The 13,668-nt window shown below is 75.1% G+C and carries 12 protein-coding genes; 5 read left to right on the top strand and 7 right to left on the bottom strand.

What is annotated here, in order from left to right; translation table 11 throughout:
* Positions 1–8 precede the first annotated feature (8 nt).
* Positions 9–1,046, bottom strand: a complete 1,038-nt coding sequence (locus FB586_RS08105) for a 4-hydroxy-3-methylbut-2-enyl diphosphate reductase (protein ID WP_136518783.1) — start codon at positions 1,044–1,046, stop codon at positions 9–11.
* A 139-nt stretch (positions 1,047–1,185) separates the two neighbouring features.
* On the opposite strand from FB586_RS08105, the gene xseA reads away from it, so the two are divergent.
* The 4 genes from xseA to FB586_RS08085 all read left to right on the top strand — a co-directional run bounded on the left by xseA (position 1,186) and on the right by FB586_RS08085 (position 4,525).
* A complete protein-coding gene (gene xseA, locus FB586_RS08100; RefSeq protein WP_136518973.1) occupies positions 1,186–2,490 on the top strand; it encodes an exodeoxyribonuclease VII large subunit in 1,305 nt (434 codons plus the stop codon).
* Positions 2,491–2,589: 99 nt separating this feature from the next.
* Positions 2,590–2,868: an exodeoxyribonuclease VII small subunit gene (locus FB586_RS08095; protein WP_136518782.1), complete on the top strand. Its 279-nt coding sequence runs from the start codon at positions 2,590–2,592 to the stop codon at positions 2,866–2,868.
* Positions 2,865–3,863 (top strand): carbohydrate kinase family protein, encoded by a 999-nt coding sequence (locus FB586_RS08090; protein ID WP_136518781.1) that lies wholly within the window; start codon positions 2,865–2,867, stop codon positions 3,861–3,863. Before FB586_RS08095 ends, FB586_RS08090 begins: the two co-directional genes overlap by 4 nt.
* Positions 3,860–4,525, top strand: a complete 666-nt coding sequence (locus FB586_RS08085; RefSeq protein ID WP_136518780.1) for a carbonic anhydrase — start codon at positions 3,860–3,862, stop codon at positions 4,523–4,525. The genes FB586_RS08090 and FB586_RS08085 overlap by 4 nt, the downstream gene beginning before the upstream one ends.
* A 51-nt stretch (positions 4,526–4,576) precedes the next feature.
* Here FB586_RS08085 and FB586_RS08080 read toward each other — a convergent pair whose 3' ends face one another.
* The 5 genes from FB586_RS08080 to FB586_RS08060 form a co-directional block, all read right to left on the bottom strand.
* Positions 4,577–4,900: a DUF2087 domain-containing protein gene (locus FB586_RS08080; RefSeq protein ID WP_136518779.1), complete on the bottom strand. Its 324-nt coding sequence runs from the start codon at positions 4,898–4,900 to the stop codon at positions 4,577–4,579.
* A 317-nt stretch (positions 4,901–5,217) separates the two neighbouring features.
* Complete coding sequence (locus tag FB586_RS08075) at positions 5,218–6,495, bottom strand: ABC transporter ATP-binding protein (RefSeq protein ID WP_136518778.1); 1,278 nt, start codon at positions 6,493–6,495, stop codon at positions 5,218–5,220.
* Between the two features lie 34 nt (positions 6,496–6,529).
* Positions 6,530–7,366, bottom strand: a complete 837-nt coding sequence (locus FB586_RS08070) for a carbohydrate ABC transporter permease (RefSeq protein WP_136518777.1) — start codon at positions 7,364–7,366, stop codon at positions 6,530–6,532.
* Entirely contained in the window at positions 7,363–8,340 is a 978-nt protein-coding gene (locus FB586_RS08065; RefSeq protein WP_246036635.1) for a carbohydrate ABC transporter permease, read from the bottom strand. The genes FB586_RS08070 and FB586_RS08065 overlap by 4 nt, the downstream gene beginning before the upstream one ends.
* Positions 8,337–9,626, bottom strand: coding sequence for an extracellular solute-binding protein (locus FB586_RS08060; protein WP_136518776.1), 1,290 nt, complete (start codon positions 9,624–9,626; stop codon positions 8,337–8,339). Before FB586_RS08060 ends, FB586_RS08065 begins: the two co-directional genes overlap by 4 nt.
* 107 nt (positions 9,627–9,733) lie before the next feature.
* Here FB586_RS08060 and FB586_RS08055 point away from each other — a divergent pair, with 107 nt between their 5' ends.
* Positions 9,734–11,221: a class II fumarate hydratase gene (locus tag FB586_RS08055; protein ID WP_281276657.1), complete on the top strand. Its 1,488-nt coding sequence runs from the start codon at positions 9,734–9,736 to the stop codon at positions 11,219–11,221.
* Between the two features lie 66 nt (positions 11,222–11,287).
* Here FB586_RS08055 and FB586_RS08050 read toward each other — a convergent pair whose 3' ends face one another.
* Positions 11,288–13,486 (bottom strand): methyl-accepting chemotaxis protein, encoded by a 2,199-nt coding sequence (locus FB586_RS08050; protein ID WP_136518775.1) that lies wholly within the window; start codon positions 13,484–13,486, stop codon positions 11,288–11,290.
* Between the last annotated feature and the right edge of the window lie 182 nt (positions 13,487–13,668).

Raw genomic sequence — 13,668 nt, 5'->3', positions numbered from 1 at the left:
GCCCGCGGTCAGACGGGCTGGACGTCGAGCGCGCGCCGGCCCTCGCGACGCGGGCGCGGGTCGCCGTTGCCGGCGGCCTTGAGGTCGGCGCGCAGCTCGCGCGGCAGCGAGAACATGAGGTCCTCGGTCGCGGTGCGGACCTCCTCCACCTCGCCGTAGCCCAGCTCCGCGAGGCGGGCGAGGACCTGGTCGACCAGGACCTCGGGCACCGAGGCACCGGACGTGACGCCGACGGTCGCGGCACCCTCGAACCAGGCCGGGTCGATCTCGGCGGCGCCGTCGATCCGGTACGACGAGCGCGCACCGGCGTCGAGCGCGACCTCGACGAGGCGGACCGAGTTCGAGGAGTTGGCCGACCCGACCGTGAGCACGACGTCGCAGTCCGGCGCGAGCTTCTTCACCGCGACCTGGCGGTTCTGCGTGGCGTAGCAGATGTCGTCGCTCGGCGGGTCCTGCAGGTGCGGGAAGCGCTCGCGCAGGCGGCGGACCGTCTCCATCGTCTCGTCGACGGACAGCGTGGTCTGCGAGATCCAGACGACCCGCTCGGGGTCGCGCACCACGACGTCGTCGACCGCGTCCGGGGAGTTGACGACCTGGATGTGCTCGGGCGCCTCGCCCTGCGTGCCCTCGACCTCCTCGTGGCCGTCGTGGCCGATGAGCAGGATGTCGTAGTCGTCGGCCGCGAACCGCACGGCCTCCTTGTGCACCTTCGTCACGAGGGGGCAGGTGGCGTCGATGGTCAGCAGGTTGCGGGCGGCGGCGGACTCGCGGACCGCCGGCGAGACGCCGTGCGCGGAGAAGACGACGCGGGCGCCCTCGGGCACCTGGTCCGTCTCGTCGACGAAGACGGCACCGCGCGCGGCGAGCGTCTCGACGACGTGCTTGTTGTGCACGATCTCCTTGCGGACGTACACGGGGGCGCCGTAGTGGTCGAGGGCCTTCTCGACGGCGACGACCGCGCGGTCGACACCGGCGCAGTAGCCACGGGGCGCGGCGAGGAGCACGCGCCGGCGCACGTCGGTCCGGTCGGTCGCGGGAGAGGTCACGTGTCCAGTCTAGGTGGCGCGGGAGGCGCACCCCCGGGCGCGTGGTAAGCGCCACGTGGTGATCCTGTGCGGGCCGGGGGCGGCCGTGCGCGGGCGCGTCGGTGCCGTGCGGCAGGCTGGTGGGGTGGACGTGGAGAGCATGCGGGGCAGCGCCGTGGGCGACGGGCCCGCGACCGGCGACGGGGTGCCCGTCCCCGAGCGGCTGCCGCTGCCGCTGAAGGCGGCCGAGACGACGCCCGAGCGGCCGTGGCCGGTCCGCCACCTCGCACCCAAGGTCGCCGAGTACGTCGCGCGCATGCCGGCCGTCTGGGTCGAGGGGCAGGTGCTCAACCTGCGCCGCTGGAACTCGCTGCTGTTCCTCACGCTGCGCGACACCGACCTCGACATGTCCCTGTCCGTCACGCTGCCCGCCGTCGCCGCGATGTCGCTGGGCGACCGGTTCCACGACGGCGCCCACGTCGTCGTGCACGCCAAGCCGCAGTTCCAGCCGAAGAAGGGCTCGCTCGGGTTCTCGGCCGACCGGGTGCGCCTCGTCGGGCTGGGCGAGCTGCTCGCGCGCATCGAGCACCTCAAGGGCGTGCTGGCAGCCGAGGGCCTGTTCGACGCGTCGCGCAAGCGGCCCCTGCCGTTCCTGCCCGGGGTGATCGGGCTCGTCTGCGCGCAGCAGGGCGACGCCGAGCACGACGTGGTCTCGAACGCCCGCGCCCGCTGGCCCGCCGTGCAGTTCGAGGTCCGGCGCGTCACCGTGCAGGGCCCGTCGGCCGTGCCCGAGGTGACCGCGGCCATCGCGGAGCTCGACGCCGACCCGCGCGTGGACGTCGTCGTGGTCGCGCGCGGGGGCGGCTCGTTCGAGGACCTGCTGCCGTTCAGCAACGAGACGCTCGTGCGGGCGGCCGCCGCCTGCCGGACGCCGCTCGTCAGCGCGATCGGCCACCACATGGACTCCCCGCTGCTCGACCTCGTCGCGGACCTGCGCGCGTCCACGCCCACGGACGCCGCGAAGCGGGTCGTGCCCGACGTCACCGAGGAGCGGGCCCGGCTCGTCCAGGCGCGGGCGCGGGCCCACGCCGCCCTGCAGCACCGGCTGGCGCGCGAGGAGCACCACCTCGCGCAGCTGCGGTCCCGTCCGGTGCTCGCGCAGCCGTGGACGCTCGTCGAGCCGCACGAGGTGCGGCTGCACCGCGCGGTCGACCGGGGCCGCACCCTCCTCGACGCCTCGCTCGCCCGGGCGGGCGGGGAGGTCGGGCGCCTGGCCGCGCAGGTGCGGGCCCTGTCCCCGGCCGCCACGCTCGAGCGCGGGTACGCCGTCGTGCAGCGCGCCGACGGCGCGGTGGTGCGCCGGCCCGACGACGTCGCGCCGGGGGACGCGCTGCGCGTGCGGCTCGCCGAGGGCGAGATCGGCGCGACGGCCGACGACGGCGGCTCGGCGACCGCGCCGGCCTGACGAGGCCCACGTCCTCCGACCGCCGTCCGGGGGCGGACGGGCTCCCGCCCTCCGGACGCCCCCGCGCCCCCGTCGGGCCCTGCTGGTTGACTGTGCCCCGTGGCACGCCCGACCGACCCTGCGGCCGCCGGCGGGGGCTCCCCCGCGGCCGCTCCCGACCCCGCGACGCTGACCTACGAGCAGGCGCGCGACGAGCTCGTGACCGTCGTCGACCGGCTCGAGACGGGCGCGGCGACGCTCGAGGAGTCGCTCGCGCTGTGGGAGCGCGGCGAGGCGCTCGCGGCGCGCTGCCAGGAGTGGCTCGACGGGGCGCGCGAGCGCCTCGCGGCCGCCCGCGGCCAGGGACGGGACTCCGCCGAGGACGGGGACGCGTCGTGACGGGCGGCGGCGGCGGCGCGGGCCCCGCGCGGGCGCTCGTCGTCGGCGAGGCGCTGGTCGACGTCGTCGAGCGGCCCGACGGCAGCCGCGAGGAGATCGCGGGCGGCAGCCCGGCGAACGTCGCGGTGGGCCTCGCGCGGCTCGGGCGGGGGGCGGACCTGCTGACGTGGCTGGGGCCCGACGCCCACGGCGACCTCGTGCGCACCCACCTGGAGGCCTCCGGCGTCCGCGTGCTCACGGGCGACCGCGCACCGGCCCGCACGTCGGTGGCGACCGCGCGGCTCGACCCCCAGGGCGTCGCGACGTACGACTTCGACCTGGAGTGGGACCTGCCGGCGTCCTGGGACGAGGGCGCCGGCGCGCCGCTCGTGGTCCACACGGGCTCGATCGCCGCGGTGCTGCAGCCCGGCGGGCCGCGGGTCGCCGACCTGCTCGAGCGTCGCCGCACCACCTCGACGCTCACGTACGACCCGAACCTGCGCCCGGCGCTCATGGGGCGCCCCGAGGACGTGCGGCCCCTCGTCGAGCGGCTCGTGCGCACCGCGGACGTGGTGAAGGTCAGCGACGAGGACCTCGCCTGGCTGCTGCCCGGGGTGGCGCCCGCCGAGGTCGCGGAGGACTGGGCCCGCAGCGGTCCCGCGCTCGTCGTCGTGACGCACGGCGGCGAGGGCGCGTTCGCGTGCACCGACGCCGGTGCACGCCTGCACGTGCCCGCCCCGCGCGTGCGCGTGGCCGACACGGTCGGTGCCGGCGACTCGTTCATGGCGGGCCTCGTCGACGGCCTGTGGTCCGCGGGCCTGCTGGGCGCCGACCGGCGCGACGCGCTGCACGAGATCGACGCCGCGACCGCCGAGCACGTCCTCGCGCGGTGCGTGCGCATCGCCGCCCTCACCGTCTCGCGCCACGGCGCGAACCCGCCCACCGCGGCCGAGCTCGACGACCCGTCGGTGCTCGCCGCGGTCCTCGCCGACGCCCCCGACGGAGGTCCCGCATGAGCACCACCACCCAGCCGCTGACGCCCGCCGAGGCGTGGTCCGCCCTCGCCACGGGCAACACGCGCTTCGTCGAGGACCGCATGGAGCACCCCTCGCAGGGCATCGACCGGCGCGCGGAGATCAGCGCGGAGCAGCACCCGTTCGCGGTGGTCTTCGGCTGCTCGGACAGCCGCGTGGCCGCCGAGATCATCTTCGACCAGGGCCTCGGCGACCTGTTCGTCGTGCGCACCGCGGGTCACGTGCTCGACACGACGGTCATCGGGTCGATCGAGTACGGCGTCGAGGTGCTCGGCGCGCCGCTCGTCGTGGTGCTGGCGCACGACCGCTGCGGTGCGGTCGCGGCGGCGTCGGAGGCGCTGAACGGCGGGAAGGTGCCGGCCGGCTTCGTGCAGGCCGTCGTCGACCGCGTCATCCCGTCGATCATCGGGCTGTCGCAGCACGGCCGGGCGGGCGGGACGTTCGACGCTGCGGAGCTCGGGCACGAGCACGTGCTGCACACCGCGAAGCAGCTGCACGGCTACTCGGTCTCGCTCGCCGACGCGGTGGCGGAGGGCCGGTGCGCCATCGTCGCGGTCGAGTACACGCTGGCGGACGGGCGGGCGAAGCTCGCGCACGTCATCGGCGACATCGGCGTCGAGCCGGCGCGGGCCGTCGACGCCTGACCTCCCCGCCCGAGGGCGCCGCACCGCGACCGGTGCGGCGCCCTCGGCGCGTCAGGTCGTCGGTCGCCTCCGCACGCCCGGCTCGTCGTCGTGCGCGGTCAGCCGCTCCCGCCAGTAGCGGGAGCCGTCGGCGCGCCGGCCGACGAGGCCCGCCTCGACGAGCTCGCGCCGCAGGCGCACGGGGTCGTCGGCGACGGGCACGAGGCGGGCCATGAGCTCGGCCTCGTCGAGCTCCTCGCCCGGCGCCACGAGCGTCGCCGCGACGTGCTCGACCAGCGCGTCGCGGTCGCGCGAGCGCCGCGGCGTGGTGACGAAGCGCCCGCGGACGAGGAAGCGCGCGGCGTCGCAGACCGGTTCAGGGGTGGACGGGTGCATGCCCCCATGGTCCGCAACGCGCACCCGCGCGGCCAGGTGATCGCGCGGGTGGCGCCCGACGCGGGTGGCGCCCGACGGGCCCCGCACGGCCCGTCGCCGGCCCGCCCGTGCGCCGCGCGCCGGACAGGGCGGCGGGGCACCTCGTCCGCGGCGGTACGCACGGCGTGCGTACAGAGCCCTGCGTACAGCCGCACGTACAGGCGTGCGCACGGCGTGCGTACAGCCCCCAGGAGGGCCCACCCCCCGCCCGACCGCCGGCGAGGCCCCGTGACGCGTCCGCGCGGCGGTCGGCAGGGCCGGTCCGCCCGCTACGCCCGTCAGGCCGCCGGGGTGCTCCGCTGCGCGCGCCGGGTCTCGCGGGCGTGCGCCCGCTCGACGGCCCGCCGCCGCTCCGTCTCGCTCTCCTCGTCGGCGGCGCGCGCCGCGTCCGCGTCGTAGGTGAGGTTCTCCCCCGTCTCCGGGTCGAAGACCATGAGCCGGCCCGGGTCGAACCACAGCTCCGCGACGTCGCCGTCGCGCACGTGGCTCTCGGCGCCGAGCGCCGCGACGAGCTGCGTGCGCATGCCCTCGCCGTCCAGGTCGCGGTCGAGCTCGTCGAGCGTGCCGGCCACCTCGGCCCGGGTCTCGAACGGCACGTACGCGTACAGCTCCGCGCCGAGCCACTCGACGACGTCGACGTCGGCCTCGAACGTGACGCCCCTCGCGCGGGTGTCGTCGTCGAGGGTGTCGGCGTCCTCGAGGTGCTCCGGGCGCAGGCCGACGATGACGAGCGACCGGTCGCCGATGCGGGCCCGCAGGTCGGCGGACAGCGGCACGTCCGCCAGCGGCAGCCGCAGCACGTCGCCCGTGACCTCGCCGGGCAGGAAGTTCATCGGCGGGGAGCCGATGAAGCCCGCGACGAACAGGTTGACGGGCTGCTCGTACAGCGCGCGCGGGCTCGCGGCCTGCTGCAGCACGCCCTTCTTCAGCACCGCGACCCGGTCGCCGAGGGTGAGCGCCTCGGTCTGGTCGTGCGTCACGTAGATCGTCGTGGTGCCGAGGCGGCGCTGCATGCGCGAGATCTCCGTGCGCATCTGCCCGCGCAGCTTCGCGTCGAGGTTCGACAGCGGCTCGTCGAACAGGAACGCGCGCGCGTCGCGCACGATCGCGCGGCCCATCGCGACGCGCTGGCGCTGCCCGCCGGACAGGTTCGCCGGCTTGCGGTCGAGGTGCTCGCGCAGCTCCAGGGTGTCCGCGGCCTTCTCCACGCGGGTGCGGATCTCCTCGTCGGAGAACTTGCCCTTCTCCAGCCGCAGCGGGAACGCGATGTTCTCGAACACCGTCAGGTGCGGGTACAGCGCGTAGTTCTGGAACACCATCGCCAGGCGCCGGTCGCGCGGCGCCTTGTCGTTCACCACGTCCCCGTCGATGACGATCTCCCCGTCGGAGATGTCCTCCAGGCCCACCACCATCCGCAGCAGCGTCGACTTCCCGCACCCGGACGGGCCGACGAGGATGACGAACTCCCCGTCCTTGATGTCCAGGCTGACGTCGTTGACGGCGGGGTACCCGTCGCCGTACCTCTTCACCACGTGGCTCAGCGTGATCGCGGCCATCTGCGCACTCCTTACGCGTGACGGGCGGCGGGCGTCAGCCCTTGACCGCGCCCTGGGTCAGCCCGGCGACGATCTGGCGCTGGAACAGCAGCACGAGGACGACGACGGGGATGGTGACGATGACGGCGGCGGCGGACGTCGCGCCGGTCGGCTCCTCGAACTGCGAGGCACCGGTGAAGAACGCCAGGGCCGCGGGCACGGGCCGCGCAGCCTCGGTCGACGTGAGCGAGATGCCGTAGACGAAGTCGTTCCACGCGAGGAAGAACGCGATGATCGCGGTCGTCGCCACGCCCGGCCCGGCCAGCGGCACGATGACCTTGCGGAACGCCTGCCACGTCGTCGCGCCGTCGACCTGCGCGGCCTGCTCCATCTCCCACGGGATCTCCCGGAAGAACGCGGTCAGCGTCCAGATCGACAGCGGCAGCGTGATCGACAGGTACGGGATGACCAGTCCGGCCCACGTGTCGTACAGCCCGATCGAGCGCCAGATGTTGAACAGCGGCGTGACGATCGAGATCACCGGGAACATCGACACCGCGAGCGACAGGCCGAGCACGAACGCCTTGCCGGGGAAGTCGAGCCGCGCGATCGCGTACGCCGTCAGCGCCGCGAGCACCACCGCGATCAGCGTCGCGATCAGGCAGATGCCCACGGAGTTGCGCAGCGCCGGCAGGAACAGGTCCGACGCCTGCCCGGTGAGGATGAGCTGGTAGTTCTGCCACGTGACCTGCGTCGGCAGGAACGAGCCGTTGTCCAGGTCGGACGGGGCCTTGAGGCTCAGCGAGAGGATCCAGGCCACCGGGAACAGGCAGTACAGGATGATGAGCAGGCCCCCGACCCACCACCAGACCTTCGTGCGCGCGGTGCTCATCGCCCACCCCTCGTCGACGCGGCGAGATTGACCTTGAACCCCTTGACGAACAGCAGGGCGATGAGGGCGACGAGGATCGTCAGCAGCACGGACACCGCCGACCCGACGCCGATCTCGAGCCGCTGGATCGTCTGCCGGTACGCGAGGAACGCGACCGACTCGGTGCCCGCCGCACCGTTCGTCATGATGAAGATGTTGTCGAAGATGCGGAACGCGTCGAGCGTGCGGAACAGCAGCGCGACCATGATCGCGGCCTTCATGTTCGGGATCGTCACGCGCCACAGCCGCTGCCACGCGGTCGCGCCGTCGACCTTCGCCGCCTCCGCCAGGTCGCCCGGCACCTGCGCCAGGCCCGACAGCAGCAGCAGCGAGATGAACGGCGTCGTCTTCCAGATCTCCGACAGGATGATGACGCTCACCGCGGAGCCGAACGTCGCGAACCAGTCCTTGCCGTCGGCGACGAACGGCAGCCAGCTGTTCACGAACCCGCTCGTCAGGTCGAACATGTAGAGGAACGCGAACGCCGAGACGACCGTGATGATCGCGTACGGGATGAGGATCGCCGTGCGCAGCGCGGGCCGGAGGGTCTTCAGCGCGTGGTTCATGACCAGCGCGAGCCCGAACCCGAGGACGAGCTCGATCGCGACGGTGATCGCCGTGATGAGCACGGTCACGCCGAGCGCCTGCCACCAGATCGGGTCCGTGAGGATCAGCGCGTAGTTGGCGAGGCCGTTGAACTCGCGCGCGTCGGGGTTCGTCAGGCGGTAGCTGAACAGCGAGTCCCACACGGCCTGCAGGATCGGGTACCCGACGACCGCGACGAGCACGAGCACGGCCGGCGCGCACAGCAGCATGCCCAGGCGCGCCTCCTGCCGGGCCCGGTCGGAGCGCCGCGGCGCGCCGCTGCGGGCGGACCGGCCGCGCGGGCGGTCGTCCTCGGCGAGGGCCGGGGGTGCCCCGGCGACGCTGCTCACAGCAGGGCCTCCCCGCTCAGGACGGCCGCGATGAGCTCGTCCGCCTCACGCGGGCTCGTGTCCGGGCCGACGCCGCGCGGCGGGTGCCACGTGCGCTGCACGCTGGAGGAGACCTCGTTGTAGAACTGCGTCTGCGGGCGGGGCGCCGCGTTCTGCAGCGACTCGCGGATGACGTCCGCCATGGGGAAGGCCTCCTGGACCTCCGGGTCGTCGAACGCGACCAGGCTGGACGGCGGGTTGCCGTCCGTCACGAAGTACTCCGCCTGCCTGGCGGGGTCGACGATGCACTGCACGGCCTCGAAGGCGAGGTCGACGTGCTCGCTGAACGCCCCGACGCCGAGGTTGATCCCGCCGTACGGGGGCCGCGACTCCTGGCCCTCGTCCACCTGCGGGTACAGGGCCCAGCCGTAGTCCTCGACGACGGACGGGTCGAGCGTGCCGGCCTCGACCGCGGCGTTCGCGCGCGGCCAGACGAACGGCCAGTTGACCATGAACCCCGCGGAGTCGTCGTTCTCGAACATGCTCGCGTTGATGTCCTCGTTCGCGTTCGCGAGCTGCGGGCCGCCCACGTCCGCGTCGGCGAGGGTGCGGACGACCTCCGCCGCGCGCCTGCCGGCGTCGGAGTCGAGGTCGGGCGTGACGTCCTCGCCCTCGTCGGCCTCGGAGTCCTCGAGGACGTGGCCGCCCGCGGACTCGACCAGCGCGTTCACCCACACCATGAGCGACTCGGCGCGCACGCCCTGCACCGCGACGGTCTTGCCCTGGCCGGCCGCCGCCTCGACGAGCTGGTCCCAGGTGACGGGCTGCGTCATGTCGAGGCCCGCGGCCTCCGCGACCGACTTGCGGTACCAGAGCAGCTGCGTGTTCGCCCAGAACGGCACCGTCACGAGCTCGTCGCGGAACGTCGCGCCGGCGATCGCACCCTCGGCCACGTCCTGCGTCACGGCCTGCTGCACGTCCTGCGGGATCGGCGCGAGGAAGCCGGCGTTCGCGAACTCCGGGATGTACGGCGGGTCGAGGCTCATGATGTCGATCGACGCGTCGTTGGCGGCGAGGCGGCGCACGAGCTGCTCGCGCTGCCCGGGGGCGTCGCGCGGGAGCAGGGCCGTCTCGATGCGGTAGTCGCCGCCCGACTCCTCGGTGCACTGCTGCGCGATGCGCGCCTGCCCGCCGGAGTCCGGGTTGATGTACCAGGTGAGCGTCGGCGGTCCCGCCTCGGCGCTCGCGCACGCCGCCAGCGGCGCCACGAGGGCGACCGTGGCGAGCAGCGCTGCTCGTCGTCGCACCGTCGCTGCCTCCCTTCCGCGGGGGTGGGTCGGACCCCATCCGACTACCACCGCGGCGGTCCCGCCACCGGAGCGCGTCCGTGTCCACCAGTGGGAGGATGCGGGCCATGACTTCCAGCACCGGACCCGACGTCGCGGCCGGCCCGGAGGGGTCGGCCGCCGCCACCGCCTCCCCCGCTGCCGCGACCCCTCCCTCCGCCCAGCCGGAGTTCCGCATCGAGCACGACACGATGGGCGAGGTGCGCGTGCCCGCCCAGGCGCTCTACCGGGCGCAGACGCAGCGCGCGGTCGAGAACTTCCCCATCTCCGGCAGCACGCTGGAGCGCGGCCACATCGAGGCGCTCGCGCGCATCAAGAAGGCCGCGGCCCGCGCGAACGCCGAGCTGGGCGTCCTGCCGAGGGACGTCGCCGACGCGATCGTGGCGGCCGCCGACGAGGTCGCGAGCGGCGTCCACGACGCGCACTTCCCCGTGGACGTCTACCAGACGGGCTCGGGCACGAGCTCGAACATGAACACGAACGAGGTCATCGCGACGCTCGCGACGCGGCGCCTCGGCAGCGACGTGCACCCCAACGACCACGTGAACGCCTCGCAGTCGTCCAACGACGTGTTCCCGACGTCGGTGCACGTGGCCGCCACCGCGGGCGTCGTGCGCGACCTGGTGCCGGCGCTGGAGCACCTCGCCCGCGCGCTGGAGGAGAAGGCGACGGCGTGGGCCGAGGTCGTCAAGGCCGGGCGCACGCACCTCATGGACGCGACCCCGGTGACGCTCGGCCAGGAGTTCGGCGGGTACGCGGCGGCGGTGCGCTACGGGGTCGAGCGGCTGCAGGCCGCGCTCCCCCGGGCCGCCGAGGTCCCGCTCGGCGGCACGGCCGTCGGCACGGGCATCAACACGCCCGCCGGCTTCCCGCAGCGGGTCATCGCGCTGCTCGTCGAGGACACGGACCTGCCGCTCACCGAGGCGCGGGACCACTTCGAGGCGCAGAGCTCGCGCGACGGCCTCGTCGAGCTGTCGGGCGCGCTGCGCACCATCGCGGTGAGCCTGACGAAGATCTGCAACGACCTGCGCTGGATGGGCTCGGGCCCGAACACCGGCCTCGGCGAGCTCGCGATCCCCGACCTGCAGCCGGGCTCCTCGATCATGCCGGGCAAGGTGAACCCGGTCGTGCCCGAGGCGGTGCTCATGGTGTGCTCGCGCGTCGTCGGCAACGACGCGACGGTCGCGTGGGCCGGCGCCAGCGGCTCGTTCGAGCTGAACGTGCAGATCCCGGTCATCGCGTCGGCCGTGCTGGAGTCCGTGCGCCTGCTCGCGAACGCCTCGCGCGTGCTCGCGGACCGCACCGTCGCCGGGCTGACGGCCAACGTCGAGCGCGCCCGCGCGCTGGCGGAGTCGTCCCCGTCGATCGTCACCCCGCTCAACCGCGTGATCGGCTACGAGGCGGCCGCCGCGATCGCCAAGCACGCCGTGAAGAACGGCGTCACGATCCGGCAGGCGACGATCGACCTGGGTCACGTCGAGCGCGAGGAGATCACCCTCGAGCAGCTCGACTCGGCGCTCGACGTGCTGTCGATGACGCGTCCGCCGCAGGCCTGACCCCACCCGCCACGGCGGCCCGCCCGGTCCGACCGGGCGGGCCGCCCTCGTCGTCGCGGGCCGGGCTCAGGCCGCCGTCGTCCCGTCGAGCCGGAAGCGCTCGACCTCCTCGCGCAGGACGGCCGCGACGCGCGTGAGGCCGCCGACCGCGTCGTGCACCTCGTCGGCCTCGGTCCGCGAGCGCGCCGCCTCGTCGGCCACCTGCTGCATCGCGGCGGCGATGTCCTGCGTCCCCCCGGCGGCGCCGACCATGTTGCGCTCGATCTCGGCCGTCGTCACCGCCTGCTCCTCGACCGCCGCGGCGATCGAGGACTGGTGGTCGTCGACGGCCCGGATCGCCTCGGCGATGCGCCCGACGGCGCCGCCCACGTCCCCGGCGTCCCGCTCGACGGCCGTCAGCACGGGCGCGATCGTGCCGAGCGCGGTGGAGGTCTGCTCCGCCAGGCCCTTCACCTCGCCGGCGACGACGGCGAAGCCGCGCCCCGCCTCCCCGGCGCGCGCGGCCTCGATCGTCGCGTTGAGCGCCAGCAGGTGCGTCTGCCCCGCGATCGCCGACACCGCGGCCACCACGTCCTTGATCTGCGACGAGGACGCCGCGAGGCGCTGCGCCGCGAGCGCGGCCTCGCCCGTGAGGGCGACGGTGTCGCCGGTCTGCTGCCGGACGGAGGAGACGTCGCGCGCCACCGACGCGATCGTCGCCTGCATCTCCGTCGTCGCCGCGGTCACGGCGGTGACCTCGGCCGACACCGCGCCGGCGCTCTCGGAGACGCCGGCGGCGCCGGTGGCGGACTCGCGGGCGGCCGCGGCGAGCGCCGCGCTGGACCCCGTCAGCCGGTCCGCGGTGCCGCGCACGTCGGCGGCGCCGTCGCGCATGCGTGCCACGGCGCCCCGCATGCCCTCGACCGCCACGGCGAGGGCGGCGCCCATGGCGCCGATCTCGTCCCGGCCCTCGGCCCGCACCTGCACGCCCAGGTCGCGGGCGGCGACCCGCTCGAGCGCGCGGGTCAGGCGCAGGACCCGTCCCACGAGACGGCTGGTGTAGAGGGCGACCGCGGCCACCGCGAGCACCGCCACGCCGAGCCCGACGAGCAGCAGCGTCGTCACGAGCGTGCGGGACCCCGCGCGCAGCTCCGCGGCCACCGCGCCGACCTCCGACTCCGGCGCCCACGCCACGACCGTCCAGCCCCAGGCCGGCGCCCGGGTCACGACCGCCCGGGCGGGCGCGCCGCCGACCTGCAGGGTCCGCACCGCGTGGTCGCCCTCCGCGAGCTCGGCGCCCTGCGCGACCACCTCCGCCGCGTCGGCGTCGCCCAGGACGGGTGCGGCGGGCACCACGGTGGAGCCGTCCGCCGCGAGCACGGTCAGCCCGCCGCCCTCCCCCACCCGCGCCTCGGCGAGCGACGCCCGCAGGGGTGCGTCGACGTCGGCCTGCGGGACCCCGACGAACAGCGCACCGACGACGCGGCCGTCCACGACGAGCGGCGAGTAGGCCGACACGTACGGGACGCCGACGACGGTCGCGACGCCGCTGTAGGTCTCGCCGGCGAGCAGGGCCTCGACGACGGGCGTCGGGACGCCGTCCGCGCCGACCGCGGGGATGGAGGTGCCCACGGCCCTGCTCCCGTCGGCGGTGGGGACGGTGGTGGCGACACGCAGCATGTCGCCCTCCTCGTCGACGCGCTGGAAGACGGTCACGGCACCGCCGAGCAGGGCCGCGACCTCGTCCACCACGGGTGTGGGCACGGCCGTGTCGCGGTTCTGGCCGAGCCACTCCCCGCCGACCTGGAGCGCCGGCAGCACGACGTCCCGGCGGTCGGAGGTGACCTGGTCCGTCGCCGTCCACGCGACGGGCTCGCCGAACCCCACGCCCCCGCGCTGCTCGACGAGCTGCTCGGCGACGCGCAGCTGGGCCAGCACGTGCGCGCCCACCGTGTCGACCTGCGTGCCGACCAGGGTGACCGCGTGGTCGGCCGACTCCGTGAGGGAGGTGCCGACGAGCCCGGCGACCTCGTCGGCGGCGCGGTCGGCGAGGTCCGACGTGAGGGCCCCGCCGACGACGGACAGGACGAGCGCGGTCGCCACGACGGCACCGCCGCCGGCGACCACGAGACGGGCGCGCAGCCCGGGGACGCGCCCCCGGTGCGCGGGTGCGCCGGCCGCGGGACGGGTGCCGCGCGGGGCGGGCGCGTCGGCGGGCGGCCGCGGGGTGGGGACCGCTGCGGCGGTGGACGTGCGAGGGGCGCCGGTGGCGGCGGGCGAGGTCACGAGAGCTCCCGGGTCGGTGGCGTCGACGTCCGGGGACGCCCCCGGCCGTCGGTGGCGTCGACGGCCCATCGGCCCGGACCGGGCGGGACTGAGGAGGACGGCGACGGCTCGGACGCCTCACCACCCCCGGGCTGCCCGTTACCGCCGGGTACGAAACGTTTCCGTTCCGTGACGTGGAAGCG

Origin of the sequence: Cellulomonas telluris, assembly GCF_004886325.1 — a bacterium.
Classification (GTDB): domain Bacteria; phylum Actinomycetota; class Actinomycetes; order Actinomycetales; family Cellulomonadaceae; genus Cellulomonas; species Cellulomonas telluris.
The sequence above is the reverse complement of the archived record's forward strand: the minus strand, read 5'-3'. Positions and strand labels throughout refer to the sequence as shown.